This window comes from Pseudomonas sp. KH_046_1 (assembly GCF_057839025.1).
In genome coordinates this window covers 2,984,062-3,004,679 of record NZ_CM174481.1, presented here as the reverse complement: position 1 = coordinate 3,004,679, position 20,618 = coordinate 2,984,062, and the positions used below count along the sequence as shown (strand labels likewise).

Sequence of the window (20,618 nt, the reverse complement as noted above, 5' to 3'; positions counted from 1 at the left end):
TTTTGCCTCAGGCGTTAGTGCCCACTTCTCCGGACTGCGGGTGCAGTCGGTTGGAACGGCCTGTTCCCGGGCAATTTCCCCAGGATCCGGGGCATTGCGTCAACCTTGCTAATATTTCACAAGCCAACGCTCAGCTTTCAGCATGGTCAATACTGCAATGCCGGCTCCTGCATGACGCCTTGCGCGTGGCATCCATCTTGACTGGACATAGACATGGCCACAGTGACGACACCGATCGAAGTTTTCGACATGAAGACGTTGCTGACAGCGCTGAAGGCGTTGCGCAATGGTGACTTCACCACGCGTATGCCGGAAGACTGGACCGGCATGCCGGGCAAGATCGCCGACACGCTCAACGAGATCATCGACATGGCGGCCGACACCGCCACCGAATTCGAACGCGTGGCGCGACTGATCGGCAAGCAGGGCAAGGTCGATGAGCGTATCGAATTGCCGATGATGAAAGGCTCATGGCAAAAGATCGTCAACTCGAGCAATGCGCTGACCAGCGACCTCATCAGCCCGATGAGCGAGATGATTCGCGTTATCGGTTCAGTTGCCGAGGGTAATCTGAGCCAGCAGGTACCACCGGTACTCGACGGCCTGAAACTGCGGGGCCAGTTCCTCAAATCCGCCAAGATCGTGAACACCATGGTGACGCGACTGGGCTCCTTCGCTTCCGAGGTGACCCGCGTGGCGCGCGAAGTCGGCACTGAAGGGATTCTCGGTGGGCAGGCCAATGTCAAAGGGGTGTCCGGCACCTGGAAAGACCTGACCGACTCCGTCAACGACATGGCCGCCAATCTGACCACCCAGATGCGCAACATCGCTTACGTGACGACCGCGGTGGCCAAAGGCGATCTGGGCAAGACGATTACCGTCGAAGTCAGGGGGGAGATTCTCGAGCTGAAAAACACCATCAACACGATGGTCGGCCAGCTCTCGAGCTTCGCTGCGGAGGTGACCCGCGTGGCGCTGGAAGTCGGTACCGAAGGCAAGTTGGGCGGTCAGGCGGAAGTGCGCGGTGTATCAGGCACCTGGCGCGACCTGACCGAATCGGTCAACGGCATGGCGGCGAACCTGACCACCCAGGTGCGCAACCTCGCACAGGTGACGACGGCGGTGGCGCGCGGCGACCTCGGCAAGAAAATTACCGTTGAAGCCAAGGGCGAGATTCTCGAACTGAAAAACACCATCAACACGATGGTCGACCAGCTCTCCAGCTTCGCCTCGGAGGTGACCCGCGTCGCGCTGGAAGTCGGTACCGAAGGCAAGTTGGGCGGACAGGCCGAAGTGACCGGCGTGTCCGGTACCTGGAAGGACTTGACCAATTCGGTCAACGGCATGGCGGCCAACCTGACCACCCAGGTGCGCAACATTGCCGACGTGACGACGGCGGTGGCCAACGGCGACCTGTCACGCAAGATCACAGCCGAAGCGAAAGGTGAAATTCTCCAACTCAAGGAAACCATCAACACAATGGTGGACCAGCTCTCGACCTTTGCCGACGAAGTGACGCGCATGGCTCGCGAAGTGGGGACTGACGGCAAGCTCGGTGGCCAGGCCAGGGTGACGGGCGTCGGTGGAACCTGGAAAGACTTGACCGACTCGGTCAACAGCATGGCGGCCAACCTGACCAATCAGGTCCGCAACATCGCCGATGTGACGACGGCGGTAGCCAAAGGCGACCTGGGGCGCAAGATTACCGTGGAAGCCAAGGGCGAAATCATGGAGCTGAAGAACACCATCAACACCATGGTGGACCAGCTCAATAGCTTTGCCGCCGAAGTGACGCGGGTGGCGCGCGAAGTCGGCACCGAGGGAAAGCTCGGGGGACAGGCACAGGTGCAAGGCGTGTCCGGCACCTGGAGGGATTTGACCGAAAACGTGAACTTCATGGCGGCCAACCTGACCAGCCAGGTGCGAGGCATCGCCAAAGTGGTGACCGCAGTCGCCAACGGCGACATGAAGAAGAAACTGACACTGGAAGCCAAGGGCGAGATCGCCGAACTGGCCGACACCATCAACGGTATGACCGATACGCTGGCGCTGTTCTCCGATCAGGTCACCTCGGTGGCGCGTGAAGTGGGGGTCGAGGGCAAACTGGGGGGCCAGGCCAACGTGCCGGGTGCTGCCGGCACCTGGCGCGATCTGACCGACAACGTGAACGGTCTGGCGGCCAACCTGACCAATCAGGTGCGCGCAATTGCCGACGTGGCGACTGCCGTGACCAAGGGCGATCTGACTCGTTACGTGGAGGTGGAAGCAAAGGGTGAAGTGGCGGAATTGAAGGACAACGTCAACGAGATGATCCGCAACCTGCGGGAAACCACGCGGCAAAACGCGGAGCAGGACTGGCTCAAGAGCAATCTCGCGAAATTCAACCGCCTGCTGCAGGGCCAGCGCGATCTGGCGGCAGTCTCCAAGATGGTGCTGTCTGAACTGGCTCCGCTGATCAACGCCCAGCACGGTGTGTTCTACATGATGAACGAGAGCCCGCCCGATCCTGCGAAACTCAAACTGCTGTCCGCTTATGCGTACAAGGGCAACATCAATGTGAACGATGAGTGGCGGCTCGGCGAGGGCCTGGTCGGGCAATGCGCTTACGAGAAGCGGCGCATCCTGTTGACCGATGTACCCGCCAATTATGTCGCGATTTCATCGGGACTGGGTGCGGCCGCCCCGCTGAATATCATCGTGTTGCCGATCCTGTTCGAGAACAAGGTCAAGGCCGTCGTCGAAATGGCTTCGTTCACGCGCTACAGCATCATTCATCAAACCTTCCTTGATCAGCTTGCTGAATCGATTGGTATCGTGCTCAACACGATCGAAGCCAATATGCGTACCGAAGAACTGCTCAAGCAGTCGCAATCGCTGGCGCAGGAGCTGCAAAAGCAACAAGAGGAATTGAGACAGACCAACGAGGAACTGGGGGACAAGGCTGGACTGCTGGCGGAGCAGAAAGCCGAAGTCGAGCGCAAGAACCGCGAAGTCGAAATCACCAAACTGTCGCTGGAGGAGAAGGCGGAGCAGTTGATGCTGACCTCCAAGTACAAGTCCGAATTCCTCTCCAGTATGTCCCATGAGCTCAGAACGCCATTGAACAGCTTGCTGATCCTGGCCCGGCAGCTCAGCGACAACGCGGAACACAATCTCACGCCCAGACAGGTCGAATATGCCAAGACCATCCGTAGCGCGGGCAAAGACCTGCTGGAGCTGATCGACGAGATTCTCTATCTCTCCAAGATCGAGTCGGGTACGGTCACACTGGATCTGAATGAAGCGCTGTTCGCCGATCTGCACGACCAGATCGAACGCACCTTCCGGCCGGTCGCCGAAAGCCGGGGCCTCACCTTCACGATTGAACTGGCGCCTGCCCTGCCCCCCGTCATCTGGACCGACGAAAAGCGCCTGCTGCAGGTGGTCAAGAACCTGCTGTCCAACGCCTTCAAGTTCACTGAGCAAGGCAGCGTCAAGATCAGCATCGCGCCTGCTGTGTCCGGGTGGAGCGTCGACAACAGCGAACTCAATCGTGCCGATGCGGTGGTCGCCTTCGTGGTCACCGACACCGGCATTGGCGTATCTGCCGGCAAGCAGAAGCTCATCTTCGAAGCGTTCCAGCAAGCAGATACCGGAACCTCACGAAAATACGGCGGCACCGGCCTCGGCCTGTCGATCAGCCGTGAGCTCGCACACCGGCTGGGCGGTGAGCTGCGGCTGATCCCCGGTGAGATCGGCAAGGGCAGTACTTTCGCGCTGTACGTGCCCTTGCGTACACCGGATGCCCAGCATCAGACCCTGGACGAATCAACGACAGAGGCAGTACCTGGCCAGGTCAAGCGCGACCTCATGCCAAGCCCGTCTGCACAGATACCGGACGACCGCGAGTCTGTCCAACCCGGGGACCAAGTGCTGCTGATGCTCGAGGGCGACGCCCGATTCGCCAGCATTCTGCTCGAGGCCGCGCACCAGAAGGGGTTCAGGGCTATCGTCACGACCCGTGGCGCGGATGCACTGGAGCTTGTCGAGCGCTTCAAACCCGCCGCGATCACGCTAGACCCGGGCCTGACGGACATCGATGGCTGGTCGCTGCTCGAGCAGTTGAAGCGCAATTTCGCCACGCGTCATATCCCGGTCCAGATCATCTCGATCGCTGACGACCACACACGCGGGCTGCGCTATGGCGCTTTCGACTATCTGCTCAAGCCGGTCACAGCCGACGAGATTCAAAATGCGCTGGTCGGCATCGTCGCATTCGCTCGGCGCAAGACCAGGAATCTGCTGCTCATCGACGGCAACGAAGGGAGCCGCGCCCGCATCCTCGATCTACTCGGCAACACCGACGTGAAGATCGAAACGACCGCCAGCGGCGCTGAAGCCTTGAAGAAACTGGCGAAGAAACGCTACGACTGCATGGCAATCAATCTCAAACTGCCCGACGCATCCGGCATCAGGTTTCTCGAGGCGTTGCAGGAAGACCACGCCATGCGTGAATTGCCGATCGTCGTCTATGGTGCAGAGACACTGACCAAGCCGGAACACGAGCGTTTCAGGACACTGCTCGGCAAGGGCGTCATCAAGGCCGTTCAGTCCCCCGAGCGCATACTCGACGAAACCGCGCTGTTTCTACACCGCGTCGTCGCCAGGCTGCCGCAGACCCAGCGCAGGATGCTGGAAAAACTCTATGCGGGTTCGGACAGTCTCGAGGGTAAAAAGGCCCTGGTGGTCGACGATGACGTGCGCAATATTTTTGCCCTGACCAGCGTGCTCGAGTGCAACAAAATGCTGGTGGCCACGGCCGAAAACGGTCGAACCGCCATAGAACTGCTGCAGCAGCATCCCGATACCGACATTGTGCTGATGGACATCATGATGCCCGAGATGGATGGCTTTGAAACCATGCGCCAGATCCGCACATTCAAGAGATTTGAAACCCTGCCCATGATTGCGCTGACGGCCAAAGCGATGATGGGTGACCGTGAAAAGTGCCTCGAGGCAGGAGCATCGGACTATGTCAGCAAGCCAGTGGATACCGACCAGCTGCTGTCACTGATGCGCAAATGGCTCTATCGATGACTGTGTACCGCGCTCATTGCGCGCTAGCGCAAACAGAAGTGGCATAAACATGCAACAGGATCCTCCGGTATTCAATGAGAAACCCCAGGTACGGCACCCGCTCCCGCCTGATGGCGTACCAGCATCCGTGTTGCTGGTGGATGACAATCCCGCCAAGCTTACGGCGCTCGCCGCGGTGATTGCCGACATGGGCCTCGATATTGCCACGGCGACTTCCGGGCGCGAGGCGCTGCGCCTGCTATTGCAGCGCGACTTCGCCGTCATTCTGCTCGACGTGAAAATGCCAGTGATGGACGGTTTTGAAACCGCTGCACTGATTCACGGCCGCCCGAAGTCGGCCCACACGCCCATTATCTTCGTCACAGCTGAGGCCGAAACGGATTCCGAGCGTTTCCGCGGTTATACGTCCGGCGCAGTGGATTACATCTTCTCGCCGATTGTGGCCGAGGTTCTTCGCGCCAAGATCCGGGTGTTTGTCGACCTGTTCTACCTGCAGCGCAAACTGACGATGCAGGCCGAAGAATTGCTGCAATCGAAGCTGCAGTTGCGTGAACTGGCCTCCTATCAGGAGCACATCAAGGAAGAAGAGCGAAAGCGGATCGCACGCGACATCCATGACGAGCTGGGACAGAGTCTGCTGGCGTTGCGGATCGATGTCTCCATGTTGCAGGCGCGCACCAGTACCCTGCACCCCAAGCTCAACGAAAAGGCCAGCGATGCTCTGAATCAACTCGATACAGCCATCCGCAGTGTGCGCAGTATCATCAATGATCTTCGGCCACCCGTACTCGATCTGGGACTGCAGGCAGCGATCGAGTGGCAACTTGAAGAGTTCCGCCAGCGCAGCGCGATCGATTGCACGATGTCGGCGAAAGACGAAAATTTCCGTTGCGATCTGAATGAAAAATCCGCCACGACGCTGTTCCGCATCGTGCAGGAATCGCTGTCGAATATTGCCCGGCACGCGCAAGCGACACAGGTGCATATCCAACTCTCCAGGGAGGGTCGCCGGCTCTACCTGCGGATCAAGGACAATGGCGTAGGCATGACGGATCGCAAAAAATTGAACTCGTTCGGGTTGGTGGGAATGAAGGAACGCATCAGCATGCTGGGCGGGGAATTCACGATCGACAGCGCACCGGACAAAGGAACGAGATTAACGATATCGCTGCCACTCGACTGACCCGGATGGCACTGATTCACCTGCGTGAAAATCCGTCATGACATGTCATGACCTCCTTCAAAAAACGGACTTTGGCCAACAAATACGGGGTTTAAAGGACGAATGGTCAAGAGGCGTCAAGCGCGGGGAATTGCCGGGAGTTTGCAGCCACTACAGGCTTTTCAAACGGGCACGTTCGTCGCTGTAAAGTGAACTTCACTTCCTCAACGTGTCACATTAGGTCCTTGTCAAGCGAACTACAGAAGAGGTACAGCCTTATGAGCATGGCCACAATTGTAAGTGCGGTGATTTCCAGTCTCGCACCCAGTGTCTTCGACCAGAACAGCCTGCAAGAACCCGGCGCGCATGTCTCAGCCGTCGAATACCACTACGGGATGGACATCGATGTGAAACAGGTGCTGCAGCGCACCGATACATCCGACAAGACCGGCGTGGTACCGGTGACTGTGGTCTACCTGGACAGCCAGGGCGAGGTTCACAAGATCCGTTTCCTCGAATGGGGTGGAAGCCCCGCCGACCCCACCAGCATTGCCTGATCCGTCTCGTCGATCGGGTTCCGGGCCTCGCCGGCCCCCAGAAGCGGAAGTTAAACCTCCTATGCACCCAGTGTGATTGAGGTTTTTTGTTACCTGAAAATGGACATGTTCGAATGACTAAAAGTTCATTCGCGAAACTCACTATTATCTTGGTGGCGTAATGTCGCAAGATTAACTGATAACAATTGCTGGATCTAAATGGCAGTCAGCAACGGTAAATTCCAATCAAGCCGTGCCGAGAGCCAAGTTGATTCACTATTGAGGCCAGGAGGTCACCATGGAACTTAGTATGTTTTCTTCGTCCACCGTGGAATATGTGCGTTTGGGCGTTGTATATTTTCATCTTATCGCCTGCTGCGTTGCAATCGGGCTGGTCTTGACCAGTGACATTGCAATGGTCAAGCAACTCCTGAAGGGGGATGCGTCAGGTCACCACGATGACGCGCACATGCAAAGCCTTCAAAAAACCGTATCGCTTGCACTTGTAGCTCTCTGGGTTACGGGCATTGGTATTATCGGGATCGATTATGCCGGCAAGGGGATGGAGTATTTCCTCAATCCAAAACTGCAAGCCAAGATCGGCATCGTTGTGCTATTGACCTTTAACGGCTTCCTGTTGCATAGCGCTGTATTGCCGGCGCTGAAAAAAGCCGGTTCGTTACTCAAACTTTCCTTCAGCCTGCGCATGCTGGCGCTGTTCTCCGGCGCCCTCTCTGGCGTGTCGTGGTTCTATGCCGCCATGCTCGGTGTTGGTCGTCCGTTGGCCTGGAAGTACTCGCTGGTGGAGTTGCTGGCAGCCTATCCGGTTCTCATCGTCGGTGGATTCGCGATGATGGTACTGCTCACTGCCTGGGCAAAAAACAAAGACACCGAAGCGCGCATGGAGCGAGGCACCTGGTCACCAGGAAACGCCGCCCTGGCTGGATGGTGAAGCCAGGTGGAACAAGGAAGTTCCAGTTTTGCGAATAAGTCCTGCTGATAGCTATTAACTAAATCTCACTTGAGGATACCCAAATGAAATCCATGAAAGCCCTCTTCGTAGTCGCCGCTCTGACCGCCTCTTCCCTGGCGATGGCCACAGGTGGTGGTGATAAGACCTTCGCACGCATGGAGTCGGCCCGGAAAGTCTCGATGGAAACCTACCAGGTTGCGCAGAAACAGAAGACTGAAGCCGCTGTAGCTCAAAGCAAAGCCAAGGCGACCGATCGCGCCAAAAGCTGATCTGTGTAGCGCGCCCCCCGGCTAACTGAAATGTGCGACCTCGAACCTCAAATGCCAGCCTCGCAAATCCGCCCCTCACCCGCGCCCCTGCTCGAACCAGGCGAGACGGTGGTCCTGTTCGACGGTGTCTGCAAGCTATGCAATGTCTGGGTGAGGTTCTTGATTCGCCATGACCGCCAGCGGCGCCTGCGGTTGGCGGCAGTTCAGTCACCCGAGGGGCAGGCTCTGCTCGCGTGGGCAGGTTTGCCCATGGATCAATTCGACACCATGGTGGTGATCCGCGACCGGCACTACTGGGCGCGTTCGGAGGCATTTTTCGAAATCATCGCCCGGTTTCCCGCACGCTGGCGCCCCGTGAACCTGTTACGCATCTTCCCTCGCAAGCTTCGAGATTGGGCATACGACCGCATTGCGCTTAATCGTTATCGGCTCTTCGGGAAATACGACACCTGCCTGTTGCCGGATCCTGATCATGAACAGCGCTTTTTGAAAGCGCCCCAAACAAACGCCCGGCAATGCCGGACGCCTGTTCTTCAGGTCTGTACTCAGAAGCGATAGTTGGTGCTCAGCTCCAGCGTCCGTGGGGCACCGGGCGTGATCAGATCCACCGAACCATGCGCCGAAGCGTAGTAGTCCTTGTCGAAGACATTGCGCAGACGCAGGGCCATGTCCCATTTCGGCTCGTTGTACAGCAGCGCGGCGTCCACGGTCGTGTATGCCGGCATGACCACATTGTTATCCAGCGCGGTATAGCGATCATCGACATAGTTGGCCCCCATGCCCACGCGCCAGGTTTGCGTCAGCGAACGCACCAACCACAGGTTGGCACTGTGGCGCGGCGTCAAGGTGGGTACCTGGCCTTCGTTGGCGACACCGTTGGTGAAGCTGTTGGATTTGGTGATCTCGGCATCCAGAAAGGCGTATCCGGCATAGACCTGCCATTTGTCACTCAACTGCCCGCTGGCGGTCAGCTCAAGGCCATCGGTGCGCTGCTCACCCGCGAGCACCAGTTTGGTCGGGTTCGCCGGATCGCTGGTTTTCATATTGGTGCGTTCCAGGCGGAACAGCGCCGCCGTCAACGCCAGGCGATTGTCGAGCAGGTCCCACTTGCCGCCGATCTCGAAGTTGGTGGTCTCCTCTGGTTCCAGGTCCTGGTTCGTCGTACTCAGGGCGAACATCTCGGCGGAGGGTTGGTAGGAACGGCTCACCGAGACGTAATAGGACTGCACTTGATCAGGCTGGTAGACCAGACCGACTCGCGGGCTCCAGGTCGTATCGGTGCGGGACAGTTCGCTGTTCGTCAGGTTGTCGGCGTATTCCTGGTCGAACACGTCGTAACGCACACCCACCAGGGCCTTCCACTTTGGCGCCAGTTCGATCAGGTCCTGTACATAGAAGCCGGCGGTGTCCTGGGTATTGGTACCCTTGGCGGTTTGCCGGTTGGCCTGGAACGGCACGTCGACCAGGGCATCGCGGTACACCGGCACCCTGGCCACATTGGATTGGCTGAACACGGACTGGTCCTTCACCTGGCGCCCCAGTTCCACACCATAGAGCAGGTTATGGTTCATCCCGGCGAGCACGGCGCGCTGGTTGAGTTCGGTCTGGTTGAACCAGCCGTCTTCCTTGCGCTGCACGTTGCCGCGGTTGAGTTTCACCAGCAGTTCACCATTGGGAGCAGTGACGAAACGTGTCGGGCTGGAGTCAGCGAGTGTGTTGTTGCGATCCAGGTCGTAGTGGTAGTAGCGACTGGTATTGCTCAGGCTGAAGTCGTCGTTGATCCGGTAGTCGACACCCGCCGTGAACGAGAACACTTCGCTGCGGGTGTAGTCGTCATCCGGATCAGCGGCACCGAAGCGCTTGTCGCGGTCCACATCGACCGGACGGTCGCCTCGTGCCGGGATGCCGAAGTCGATCAGGCGCTTGTCATACAGATAGCTGGCGCCCAGGTTCAGTTCCAGATCATCCGAGAGTTTGAAGTAGGCCGAAGGCGCGATGGCCTTGCGGTCGATGTAGCCGTCATCCCGGAAAGTGTCGCTGTTCTCCAGCGCACCGGTCACACGAAAGGCTTTATCGCCTTGTTGCTGATCGGCCCAACCGGCATCGAACTGAGTGCGTTTTTTGCCCTCGCTGTCGACACTGACGCCGACCTCTTGCTTGGGTGCGAAGTTGGGTGTCTTGCTGATGCTGTTGATCAGCCCCCCCGAAGAGCCTCGGCCATAGAGCACCGCGGCCGGCCCCTTGATCACTTCCACCCGCTCGACGTTGGACAGATCCCGGAAGTACAGCGCATCGTCGCGAATGCCGTCGATGTACATGTCGCCAATGGCACTGAAACCACGGATGGTCACCTGGTCGCGCTGGCCGTCACCATTGGACAGGCCGATACCGGGGACATTCTTCAGCACGTCTTCCATCGACTGAGCCCCCTGATCCTTGATGACGCTCTGGGGAACCACGTTGACGGTTTGTGGGATATCCCGTAGCGGGGCGTCGATCTTCAGCGCGCTCCTGCTCTCGGTCGACATGTAGCTCTGCTCGTTGTACTCACTGTTCACAGCGGTTGCCGGTAGGGTTAGAGCAGACTCCGTTTCTGCCTGTAGATCAGGTACAACCAGAACGCCCAGCAACGACAGAGAGGCTGGGTAAATGCGCGATCGAGCCACCATGGACACCTTTGTATGAATTATCGCGCGAATAATAACGATTATCTTTTGTAAGTAAATACATATCATTCCTATTCAATTCATTGACGTTACTCAGAACGATCGTCTCAATTTGATTGATGGGCGACAGAAGCGCTCCGTCCGGACGTCAAGCCTCGGGCCGCTACTGTTCAATACCTGACGCTCGGGGTAGGCGGCTAAAGCTCCCCCCTCTCATGCCGATTGTCTGCGCCAGATGCCGGGGGATGTGCCGAACTGGCGTTTGAATGCGCGACTGAACGCGGCTTCGGAGTCGTAGCCAACGGCAAAGCCTATTTGCGCCACATTGCCGCGACCTTCGCGCAATTGTTGAGCCGCCACGTGCATGCGCCACAGCGTCAGGTATTGCATCGGTGGCTGTCCGACCAATGCCGTGAATCGCTCGGCGAACACCGAGCGTGACATGCCCACCTCAAGCGCCAGTGCTTCTGCCGTCCAGCCCTCGGTTGGACGAGCATGCAGTAGCGCCAGTGCGCGCCCGATATGCGCATCCCGCAAACCCGCCAGCCACCCGCGCCGCTCAGCGGGAAGGCTGGCGACATACTGGCCGACAGCCTCGACGAATAGCAGTTCCGATAGCTTGGCGATGACCGTTGTCGAGCCGACGCGTCCCGCCGCGATCTCACTGACAGCGAAACGGAATGAGCTTTCGATCCAGGTGCCCGATGCCGTCGCCCGCAGGTCCAGTTTCAATAAGGAAGGCAACGACGAAAGCAACGGACTGAAGGGTGTTTCCGATCCGAGGAACCCGCACAACAACTGTGTGGCCTCGCCGCCCCCGCCGTACTTGATCCGTGAAATGCCGCCGACATCTGGCGGCTGAATGACTTCTCTGGCCGGCATGGGCGCAAGGCTCAGGTCGCTGCCAAAGGAATGCGCGTCGTTGCGGGGAAGCAGAACGAGTTCGCCTGCCTTCACTTCGATGGCGGCACCTCCGTCGATCTGAATTTGCATGCGCCCAGAGGCGACAAAGTGCGACGCAATGATGTGTCGAGGTGCCGCCAGGAACGGCTTGCAATCATCCGCCGAGATTCTGCCGCTGATGCACCAGGGCGCAGTGAGTTCCGCCTCGAGGAAAACCCCTCCAGACAGCCGAATCACACGCAAGACATCAGAAAGCGCATCCAACACTTGACCGCCCTCCTTTCCGGAGTCCGGAGCAGGTATTCAGGCGCACCGGTCATTCTCCGCCTGAACTGCGACGCCTAGATTAGCACCAACGCGGACTCAACGATCGGGATTGTCCCCAGAGGTTCATTGGCTCCGACGTCAACCGAATTGCCCCATTCCAACTCAACCAGGGCAGCAGGAGATCCATATGAACAGCGTCGTTACCCTACCCCGCTCAGCGTCAGGCAACACCGCCCGTTATGCACAAATGGTCAGATCATCGAAGAAGACCGAATGGCAGATCGATCGCGATCTGCTCCAGGACCGCAGTTTCGACTTCTCGCGCAAATTCCTCCCCGACGGACTCTCGCAGGTCGACCGCCTGACCTTTCTCGATGGGGCCGAGGCGCGCCTGCTCAGTCAGATCCAGGGCCGAACCTATGCGTTTATCTTTGGCCTGGTCGAGCGTTTTATCAGTGCCAAGATGCTCGATCAGGGTCGGGCCCATGTATTTGACGATCAACTGGCGCTCGAAGCGCTGGTGCGTTTTTCCAACGACGAGATCAAGCACCAGGAACTGTTCCGGCGCATGGAAACGATGATGAGTTCGAAATTGCCAGCGGGATATCGTCAAGTTGCCGATCCGAACGAGGTGGCGCGCGCGGTACTCGCGGCCAGCACCTGGTCGGTGCTGGCGCTGACCTGCCATATCGAGCTGTTTGTTCAGGCGCACTACGTGCAAAGCATCGCCCCGCGCGAGGAGCTGTGCCCGTTGTTCAAGGATGTCTTCAAATTCCACTGGAAGGATGAAAGCCGGCACGTCGTACTCGATGAACTGGAGTGGCGGGACGAGCACGCGAAACTCTCGCCCGCCGAGCGCGACCAGGCAGTGAATGACCTGATTGCGCTGGTGGCGGCAGTCGACGCAATCCTGCAGGCACAATCGGCAGCCGATGCCGACTACTTCATTGGTAATGCTTCACGATCGTTCAGTGTCGATGAGACGGAGCAAATCAAGGCCGGCGTGCTGAGCGCCTACCGCTGGCAATACATTATCTCGGGCGTGCAGCATCCACACTTTGGCCGGCTGCTGACGCACATGACAACGCCCGCACAGATGTCCCGGATTCAGACCGCACTGGCGCCCATCATGAGCAATTGACCGACAGCGCGCGACCGACTGCTCGCCGGTCGCGCTGCGGGATGACGTGCTGATAATGATCTATCGAGGATGGCGGCCATGACGATACCGATGTGGATGCTGCTTGGGTTCGCGACCTGGACTTTGCTGTTGTTGATGGCAACCGTCGGGGTTTATCGCTGGGTTGGAATCCTGTTCTCCAGTGTTCCGATCGCCTCTTTCCGCAGCGATCGGCTCGAAGGCGAGGATTGGTATCGACGCGGGACAAGGGCACACGCCAACTGTGTGGAAAACCTGCCTGTCTTTGGTGTCATCGTGTTCGTGATTACAGCCCTTGATGTCAACGGCGCTGCAGTGAACTACTTGTCCACGCTCGTCCTGATCGCTCGCGTGTGCCAGTCTCTGGCTCACGTATCCCACGAACAAACCAATGGGTTCGTGGCGGTTCGGTTTACTTTCTTTAGCGTTCAGTTGGTGTGTTTTCTCGCGCTTATTGTCATAGCCGCTGGTCATGGCATATGAATATGTACCCGTTAGTCCTCAAAACGCACCGTGCTGTCTCGATCGCGCTCGTAGTGTCGGGTGAACGCAAACGCCGGCAACCAGGCCTCACGTCGCACAGTCCAGCTCTCGTAGGTTGGCGTCAGCTGGTCTGGGGCATCCAGGGATCCAAGGTTCACCTCGACTTCGTCTGCGCTGCGTGAGAACACCGACGAACCGCAGTGCGGACAGAAATGCCGCCCGGCGTAGTCACGGGTTTCGCCCTCGATTGTCACGGCATCCTGATGAAAAATCGCGGACGCGTGGAACAGCGCGCCATGATGCTTGCGGCAGTCGAGACAGTGACAAACGCCAACCCGGAACGGGCGCCCCGATGCGACAAGGCGCACCTTGCCGCACAAACAACCACCGGTGAATCGGTCCATGCGGTATCTCCTCCAAGCCGTCCGAAACGGCGTATCAGCGTGGAAAAAGGAACATCACGGCGGCGCGAAAGCCCCAGCCTTGCGGGCCGTCGTCCAGGCCCCAGATATGGTTGGCCAGAATGCCTCGGGTCCAGCCATTGGACTGTTTCAATGCCACCGCCGTCGGGCCGAGGCCCCATTGCTCGCTGCCGAGCAACTCATCACTGCCGGTCGGTATCAACAACGCCGGGCCGCCGCCGAGTATCCAGCCACTGTCCGTGGGCTTGGTCGGCGAGAAGAAAAAACTCTGGGTGATATCGCCGGTGCCGGATTTGTCCGCCGCGCCATTGGGGCCAGGCCGTGCTGGTCGATGATCGGCAGAATGGTCCGGGAAATGAGGTTTCAGTCTTCGTTCAAGGCAAACGGCAGCACAGGCTGGATATTGGTGAAGCTGTGCATGCCCTCCCCGGTCGGCCCTATCTTCTGGTCCCAGTTGTACTGAACCGGCAGGCTGTACATCGCGGCGACCGGGTTGAGGGCTTTCTTCGCCAACTCTGCCGAATCGTCGGCCTGGGCCATCGGGATGCAGCCCAACACAACGACGAGTGTCGACGCGGTACCCATCCATCGTTCTTTCCAATCCATGCTCACTCACCTGTAGACGCCAAAACCGGCGTTGCAAAGGGTTAGCGTAGGCAACTGTGATCGATGTGCAATTTTCCTCACCGCGTGTTTAACAGTTTTTGAGAGTTATTGATTCGGATTATCCCGCCGCTACGGGCAGCATTCGGCCCGCATTGACCGGCGTGCAAGCACCTGCTTTGCGTAACCGACCGGCAAGTACCAGTGCCTGAATACAAGGCGCCCGGACCAATGCCCGGGGCCAGGTCGGACCCCGAATGACAACTTTCATCACTTGAGAACCAAACACATGGGCATGTCGAATAAATGGATTGCGGGTATTGCTTTGAGCTGTGTATTTCAGGTCGGCTGTGTCTCGAAAGTCGCGCAGCAAGAGCAATACTCGGGCTTCCTGGGCAATTACCAGGGCCTGGAGGAGCAAACTACGCCGAGTGAGCAGAAAGTATTGCGCTGGGTATCGCCAGGGTTCGATCCTCGCGCGTATTCCACTGTGGTGTTCAGGCAGATGGAACTGTATCCATCGCCGCAGCCGACCGCACGCGTCAGCCTGAAGACCCTGCAAGACCTGCAATTGATGGCCAGCAACAGCGTCAAGACCGCCTTTGCCCGCCGCTATACGATCGTCCCTTATCCACAGTTGGCACCGACCGATTCGCGGTCGCTGATCCTGCAAGCGGCGATCACTCACGTCAGCGCCAACAACGAAGGCATGCACTGGTATGAGGCGGTTCCAATCGGGGCCATTGTCGGGGCGACACAAGCCGCCACCGGGCATCGGGATCAGACCGCCGAGATGTACATCGAAGCCAACCTGATCGACGCCAAAACCGGTATGCCGGTCGCGAAGATCGTGCGCAAGGTATTCGGCGAGACCGTCAAGAATGCCGAACAGCCGATTGTTGCCAATGACTTCAAGGTTGCACTCAAAGGCATGTCAGACGATATGCAGGCCCTCCTCCTCAAGCGTTGATGCTCAGGTAAACCCCATCGCAAGCAGACTGGCATGGGGTTTCAAAGTGGCGCCACGCCGCGTTTTCCTTCTGACAAACCGTTAGCCGTGCCGACGCCTGACGTGAGACTCAATGATGAAAATACTGGCCCATACCCTAGCGGTCGTTACGATGTTGCTGAGCACCAGCGCCCTGGCGGTGACGGTGGTTCCCCAAAAAGGTCAGACTTCCCAGACCATCCAGCAGGACACCAGTGCCTGTCAGTCCCAAGCCAACGCGCAACATCCGGTACAAAGCACCGTGCCATCCGGTGGCCGGGTAAAGGGCGCTGCGACCGCCGCGGTCGCAGGTGCAGCGGCGGCAGAAGTTCGGGGCCGCCAACATGAAAACCTCTATGACCAGATCGACGACGATACCAGGCAAGACTATCGCCAGAACAACGCACGCAGTGCCGCGGCTGCCGGCGCCATCGTGGGGGGCTCCAGGCAACGCCAGGAGCGCCGGCAGAATCTGAGTGCGAGCGAACAAAGCGTTACCGCCAACAACTCCGTCTACAGCAGTTGCCTGCAACAACGTGGCTACGATGTCTTGCCTTGATTGGCGGCGACGACCTGCAGCGTCTATTGACCTTCCTGGCCATGACTCAACGAACCAAACCGAATCGAACTTGAGGGTTCCACCGATGCGCCGCGTGTGTGTTCCTGCCGTGATGCTCGCCTCCTGGCTTCTGGCCGGCTGTGTCTCCTCCGCGAACGACCCGACTTTAACTTTGCTAACGGACAAATCGCCCGAGCAGTATGTCGACTGCCTCGTACCGAAGTTAAAGGACAAAGAGATGAGCCCTGTCGTGTCAGGGAGCGCACGCAGCTACCGGGTTGTCGTTTCGAGCAAAGTTGCCGTAGACACTGTGCTGGAAACCCATAGGGCACAGGATGGAGGCAATGTGTACCTTTACGAGCGCCAATTGCTGGCCTCGACCTTCAAGCCATCGAGCTTCGAGCGTACCGCGCAGGAATGCCTGTAGCGCCAGACAGCGACTTGCCTGCCCTCCTCCCCTCCAGACATCGCCTGCCCCCCTCCAAAACAAAAAAAGCCCCGAGCCCTTCATGAAAGGACTCGGGGCAAAGCCGTAGAACGAGAGGTGAGGATCGTTTACGCCGCGACAAACAAACCATGTACGCGATGTGCGTCAACGCTCCTCGATATCCATTTAAATCGCTAACGCCCCTGGTTCAAAGCTAATAAGAATCAAAAATAATCTTCAACAAGCCAGGCGCACAAAAACACAATCATTGATTTGTATCCTGATAGTTCAGGCTGCAACTGAAGCCTGTCGCAACAGCGAAGTTAGTTCATTCAGGCGTGGCGGCGCGCAAACCCACCTGCCCGAGCTTGCAGTTTTCGGATAGCGCAGAAAATCCATTCCAAGCATTATTCACGGAGTCCAAATCAAAAACCGTGGGTCATCCAGCAATGCTTTTCCCTTGTTTGATTCAACTGATACCTCTGACAGGCCGGGCTGTTTGCCGCACGGCACGCCTCTGAAACGAGCCAGTCCGGCATTGTAAATGCGACACACAGTGCACCTTCCGCCTGGCCCTCATCTTCGTTCACCTCCCAGACCAGAATGTACCGAGCCAAATCCGGCCCCTATACTCAGGCCAGTACCGCCTGAACGGAAGATTTCTATGAGCTACACCTTCAAGTTGAAAAATGGCGCCGTGGCGGTATTCGACCCGGACAGCGCCATGCTTTCCATTACAACACCCCATGGAGATGTACAGAATTCCACGCTAGGGAGAGCTGAGTCGCGTCTGTTGGACCTGCTGCTCATGGAGCCAGGTGTCACTAAAAGCCGCGATGAAATCATCGACTACACCTGGAATGACCGCGTGGTTGCCTCCGGCAGTTTGAACCAAACGGTTTTCTCACTACGCAATATTCTCAATGACAGTCGGGATCACGAGATCCTGATGACTGTTCCTCGACGCGGATATTGCTTCAACCGGCAATGTGTCGTCGATGCACAAGCAGATGTCCCAGCCCCCGGAGAGGAAACAGCGCAGCCACCCGCCCCCATCCCTGGACAACTACCGCCACCTGGTAGTGATGGGCTGTTTGCACCCTCAGGTAAAACCAATAAATCCACGCGCATTACAAAACCCCAGCTGATCGCTTATATGGTTACGCTGGCAGTCGTTGTCTTTACCATTTTTCAATTCGACTTCGACGCGCCAAAAATTGAAATTTCCAGCGTCGACAAGAATGGACTGGTCATACACGCCGTGGGCGGCGATCTTGCCGAGGCTCAAGCGCTGATGGATCTGTCGGCCAAACAAACTGAACAACTACCGCCAAACCTGAAGGGCCAGGTCTGGATCAACCTGTATAAAGCCAATTATTCCGTATCGTGCATTCGCCCGGATCTAAGCACTGCAAATCTACAATTGAACAGCAGCGAAAGAGACCTCGCCTTGATGATCCGTCAATGTTTGGAAGTCACCCTATGAAGTTTGAAATTCCGCAAGCCGTTCACTGGCCGATCATCGCCTTGATCAATGCAGTCTGCATTTTCTCCCTTGTTTACTCTCCTTCGCACTACATGGAAAACACCAGTTATCAAACAAAAGCCCGACAATGGCTGGAAGATCTTGATCAACTGAACACCGAAGAGTACCTCACTATCGGGCATGGCCGACTCACTGGAACCACGCTGGAAAGCCTGAATGGAAAAATCCGCAATGCGACTATTTCAGCGAACATAATCGGCGAAAGCAAAACCCACGTCGAAATAAAAGTCAGCAACATCAAGCTCAGCCAGGACAATGAACTTTTTGCCATTGAAAAGACCCCTGACCTGTTCTTCAGACGTCAATACGTTTTGCAAGAAGGCGCCATTCTAAACTACGAATTGATTCCAACGTCGGATAAAAACGCCGTGTGTTTTTATGTACATGAACTTGGCCGCTTGCGCTGCATGAACCATTAATCGGCCTCCCGAACTGACTCAACACCCGCTTGGCACAGGTTCATCTCAAAGAGTTTTTCAAACAAAAATAACACTTATTGATTTGAATCAAACGCCTCTCCTGTCAAAAATCCCTCGCCGATAATCTTTGGAATCGAGCCTGCTTGATTCTCGTCCGGGACAATGCCCTTACAGGAGAATCAAGTGAAAGCCCTACATTTCCTGCGAACCCACAAATCGACGACTTTCGGATTCCTCGCGGTTTTATTTTTTTCTGCCATGCCACTTTATTCGCTGGCGCACGACGAGCACTCCGTCGAAAGCACGACCATTGAATATTATGAAATTGAAACAAGCCCGGATGACCGCCAGAAACTATCGCATCTGAAAATCCAAAGCGAGAATGAGTATCATGCGGACGAGCAGGACAGTGATTTCCCTCTCTCCACCCCACCACAAGGTGATACCGGCACGAGTTACGCCAGCCCGCTCATATTACTCTGACGCGTATGGTGCAAGCAGGGGCAAACGGTATTTTTAACATCGTGACGACCTCGTAAATATGAGTTATTGACTGTGGCAGGCACTATCGAAGTGAGATTATTTGCAGCCCAAGTCGTGGCAGAGATGCAGCTGACATTCTGCTCTGCCTGAATAAACTGTTAATAAGGAATCGCCTCGATGCTACTGAAAAACTTCGTCACCGTGTCGTTTGGTTTATTGCTTTCTCTCAAGGCCATGGCCGACGACAAGGGTGTCTACAGTGCTAAATTGACGAGTGTCGAAACCAACAAGAAGGTCCCAAGTGCAGTGAAAACCAGCTATCAGGTAAAATCCGGTTATCGTATTGACGACTTTTACGCCTTTACAGCTGCAGCCATTGACCCGATGAAACCCCAATCGCAGATCTTCAGTTCGAAAATTGACCCGCGCAACGTTCAACACATGGACGATTCACCGTTGGACAACAAGTACGCATTTTCGGCGGAGCTGGAACTGATCCGGGGACTCTGACAACCCGTTCAAAGCCAATGGCAATGGGGTCGATCTCACCGACCGACAGGACGCCGAATCGCGTACCTTCTCCATGACTGCCCGTCAGGCTTGACCCTAATCATTTAACAGATGAGCCTTCAACTTCATGAGTATCGCACCGCCCGACGAGATCTTTCATTTGTCCTCTGCCTTGCCGAGTCAACTGAATAGAACAATAGGCAAATGGCAAATGAGCCTTATTCCGACCGAGCAAGAGGCGCGCATTCGGCAACACAAGCTCTTTCACAGTCCGGAACTGCAGTGCAGCCGTCTTGAGTTCGACTCATCCGTCACCCTGGTCAGTTCTGTCCCTGCCGGGTTCGTGACATTCGCCATCTCGCAGCCCCCGATTGGACGCCCCGTCGTAAACAATCACCAACTACGGCCTGACGAAATCATCGTACTGCACAGCGATGAATCGGTGCATTACACCTGCGAACCGAATGAAACACTTTTCACCATCACCACAACACTGGAAAACTATGACCGGTGCCGCCAACATCACTCTGTCATAGATGTACTTGCAAACAGAACACAACACAGCTTCCAGGCTGAAAACTTTCAATTCATACAATCTGCCATTCAAGCCATCAGCGCTTGCTGTGTCGACATCAACGACGCTGCTTCAGCACAACGCAGCGCAGCAGAGAGTTCAGCGATTGAAAGTGCGGTACTTGCTTCTCTATTGCAGTCATTGACGCCCGCTGGTGGCTTCAGCCGCAAAGTCCCGACAAGAAGAAAGGTGGCGATAGAAGCCATACAGTACATTCATGAAAACACAAAAAAAACGCTCTCTATAAAAACGCTCGTAAGGCAACTTGAAACCACCACTCGCACCCTGCATTTTGGCTTTATTGAAACGTTCGGGATGTCGCCAATCGCCTATATCAGAAACCTGAGACTCGCCAGTGCCCGTCGCGACCTGATCAATAAAACGTGGCCCACCGTGACAGAAACCGCGATGTTCTGGAACTTTCACCATCTGGGTCGGTTTTCCAGGGCGTATCAGATTGCTTACGGAGAGACTCCGTCAGAAACGGCCAGGCGCAACTCAGCCAAGCCCAGGAACACGTCCTCATCCGTTTACATCCAGGTTGCTGGCGATAAGAGTTATCGTTAACAGATGTTTATAAATGCCCTGCAAAT

At 56.8% G+C, this 20,618-nt stretch carries 19 protein-coding genes and 1 pseudogene; 16 read left to right on the top strand and 4 right to left on the bottom strand.

The features are described from left to right. The first annotated feature begins 213 nt into the window (after positions 1 to 213). From AC3IT9_RS13875 to AC3IT9_RS13850, 6 genes are all read left to right on the top strand, one after another. Complete coding sequence (locus AC3IT9_RS13875) at positions 214 to 5,076, top strand: HAMP domain-containing protein (protein ID WP_489273397.1); 4,863 nt, start codon at positions 214 to 216, stop codon at positions 5,074 to 5,076. Between the two features lie 49 nt (positions 5,077 to 5,125). After that, on the top strand, positions 5,126 to 6,259 hold the full coding sequence (locus AC3IT9_RS13870; protein ID WP_489273396.1) for an ATP-binding response regulator: 1,134 nt from the start codon (positions 5,126 to 5,128) through the stop codon (positions 6,257 to 6,259). Between the two features lie 257 nt (positions 6,260 to 6,516). Beyond that, entirely contained in the window at positions 6,517 to 6,795 is a 279-nt protein-coding gene (locus AC3IT9_RS13865; RefSeq protein ID WP_150752800.1) for a DUF2790 domain-containing protein, read from the top strand. A 277-nt stretch (positions 6,796 to 7,072) separates the two neighbouring features. Continuing rightward, complete coding sequence (locus AC3IT9_RS13860; protein ID WP_150752799.1) at positions 7,073 to 7,726, top strand: hypothetical protein; 654 nt, start codon at positions 7,073 to 7,075, stop codon at positions 7,724 to 7,726. Positions 7,727 to 7,809: 83 nt separating this feature from the next. Further along, the gene (locus AC3IT9_RS13855) at positions 7,810 to 8,016 is read left to right on the top strand and encodes a co-regulatory protein PtrA N-terminal domain-containing protein (RefSeq protein WP_150723927.1); all 207 of its coding nucleotides are present in this window, start codon (positions 7,810 to 7,812) and stop codon (positions 8,014 to 8,016) included. Positions 8,017 to 8,067: 51 nt separating this feature from the next. Beyond that, positions 8,068 to 8,574 carry a thiol-disulfide oxidoreductase DCC family protein gene (locus tag AC3IT9_RS13850; RefSeq protein WP_150723928.1) on the top strand — a complete coding sequence of 169 codons (507 nt, stop codon included), beginning with the start codon at positions 8,068 to 8,070 and terminating at the stop codon, positions 8,572 to 8,574. On the opposite strand, the gene AC3IT9_RS13845 is transcribed toward AC3IT9_RS13850, so the two are convergent. Beyond that, positions 8,562 to 10,685, bottom strand: a complete 2,124-nt coding sequence (locus tag AC3IT9_RS13845; protein ID WP_489273395.1) for a TonB-dependent receptor — start codon at positions 10,683 to 10,685, stop codon at positions 8,562 to 8,564. The genes AC3IT9_RS13850 and AC3IT9_RS13845 overlap by 13 nt on opposite strands. A 210-nt stretch (positions 10,686 to 10,895) precedes the next feature. Beyond that, entirely contained in the window at positions 10,896 to 11,852 is a 957-nt protein-coding gene (locus AC3IT9_RS13840; protein ID WP_489273394.1) for an AraC family transcriptional regulator, read from the bottom strand. Positions 11,853 to 12,039: 187 nt separating this feature from the next. Here AC3IT9_RS13840 and AC3IT9_RS13835 point away from each other — a divergent pair, with 187 nt between their 5' ends. Together AC3IT9_RS13835 and AC3IT9_RS13830 are read left to right on the top strand one after the other, a co-directional pair. Then, on the top strand, positions 12,040 to 12,993 hold the full coding sequence (locus AC3IT9_RS13835) for a diiron oxygenase (protein WP_489273393.1): 954 nt from the start codon (positions 12,040 to 12,042) through the stop codon (positions 12,991 to 12,993). Between the two features lie 78 nt (positions 12,994 to 13,071). After that, positions 13,072 to 13,494: an MAPEG family protein gene (locus tag AC3IT9_RS13830; protein WP_489273392.1), complete on the top strand. Its 423-nt coding sequence runs from the start codon at positions 13,072 to 13,074 to the stop codon at positions 13,492 to 13,494. A gap of 11 nt (positions 13,495 to 13,505) precedes the next feature. Here AC3IT9_RS13830 and AC3IT9_RS13825 read toward each other — a convergent pair whose 3' ends face one another. Both AC3IT9_RS13825 and AC3IT9_RS13820 read right to left on the bottom strand, forming a co-directional pair. Then, positions 13,506 to 13,898, bottom strand: a complete 393-nt coding sequence (locus tag AC3IT9_RS13825; protein ID WP_489273391.1) for a GFA family protein — start codon at positions 13,896 to 13,898, stop codon at positions 13,506 to 13,508. 82 nt (positions 13,899 to 13,980) lie between these two features. Then, positions 13,981 to 14,501: pseudogene (locus AC3IT9_RS13820) on the bottom strand (transporter); the annotation flags it as partial. A gap of 307 nt (positions 14,502 to 14,808) precedes the next feature. Between AC3IT9_RS13820 and AC3IT9_RS13815 the strand changes: the two are divergent. The 8 genes from AC3IT9_RS13815 to AC3IT9_RS13780 all read left to right on the top strand — a co-directional run bounded on the left by AC3IT9_RS13815 (position 14,809) and on the right by AC3IT9_RS13780 (position 20,592). After that, positions 14,809 to 15,489: a DUF3313 domain-containing protein gene (locus tag AC3IT9_RS13815; RefSeq protein ID WP_150723934.1), complete on the top strand. Its 681-nt coding sequence runs from the start codon at positions 14,809 to 14,811 to the stop codon at positions 15,487 to 15,489. A 115-nt stretch (positions 15,490 to 15,604) separates the two neighbouring features. Beyond that, the gene (locus tag AC3IT9_RS13810) at positions 15,605 to 16,066 is read left to right on the top strand and encodes a hypothetical protein (protein WP_150724316.1); all 462 of its coding nucleotides are present in this window, start codon (positions 15,605 to 15,607) and stop codon (positions 16,064 to 16,066) included. Positions 16,067 to 16,151: 85 nt separating this feature from the next. Next, positions 16,152 to 16,493: a hypothetical protein gene (locus tag AC3IT9_RS13805; RefSeq protein WP_489273390.1), complete on the top strand. Its 342-nt coding sequence runs from the start codon at positions 16,152 to 16,154 to the stop codon at positions 16,491 to 16,493. Positions 16,494 to 17,157: 664 nt separating this feature from the next. Next, complete coding sequence (locus AC3IT9_RS13800; protein ID WP_489273389.1) at positions 17,158 to 17,979, top strand: winged helix-turn-helix domain-containing protein; 822 nt, start codon at positions 17,158 to 17,160, stop codon at positions 17,977 to 17,979. Next, complete coding sequence (locus tag AC3IT9_RS13795) at positions 17,976 to 18,458, top strand: hypothetical protein (RefSeq protein ID WP_489273388.1); 483 nt, start codon at positions 17,976 to 17,978, stop codon at positions 18,456 to 18,458. The genes AC3IT9_RS13800 and AC3IT9_RS13795 overlap by 4 nt, the downstream gene beginning before the upstream one ends. A gap of 183 nt (positions 18,459 to 18,641) precedes the next feature. Beyond that, positions 18,642 to 18,941 (top strand): hypothetical protein, encoded by a 300-nt coding sequence (locus AC3IT9_RS13790; RefSeq protein WP_489273387.1) that lies wholly within the window; start codon positions 18,642 to 18,644, stop codon positions 18,939 to 18,941. A gap of 177 nt (positions 18,942 to 19,118) precedes the next feature. Beyond that, complete coding sequence (locus tag AC3IT9_RS13785; RefSeq protein WP_150723939.1) at positions 19,119 to 19,451, top strand: hypothetical protein; 333 nt, start codon at positions 19,119 to 19,121, stop codon at positions 19,449 to 19,451. Between the two features lie 127 nt (positions 19,452 to 19,578). Then, entirely contained in the window at positions 19,579 to 20,592 is a 1,014-nt protein-coding gene (locus AC3IT9_RS13780; RefSeq protein WP_489273386.1) for a helix-turn-helix domain-containing protein, read from the top strand. Positions 20,593 to 20,618: the final 26 nt, after the last annotated feature.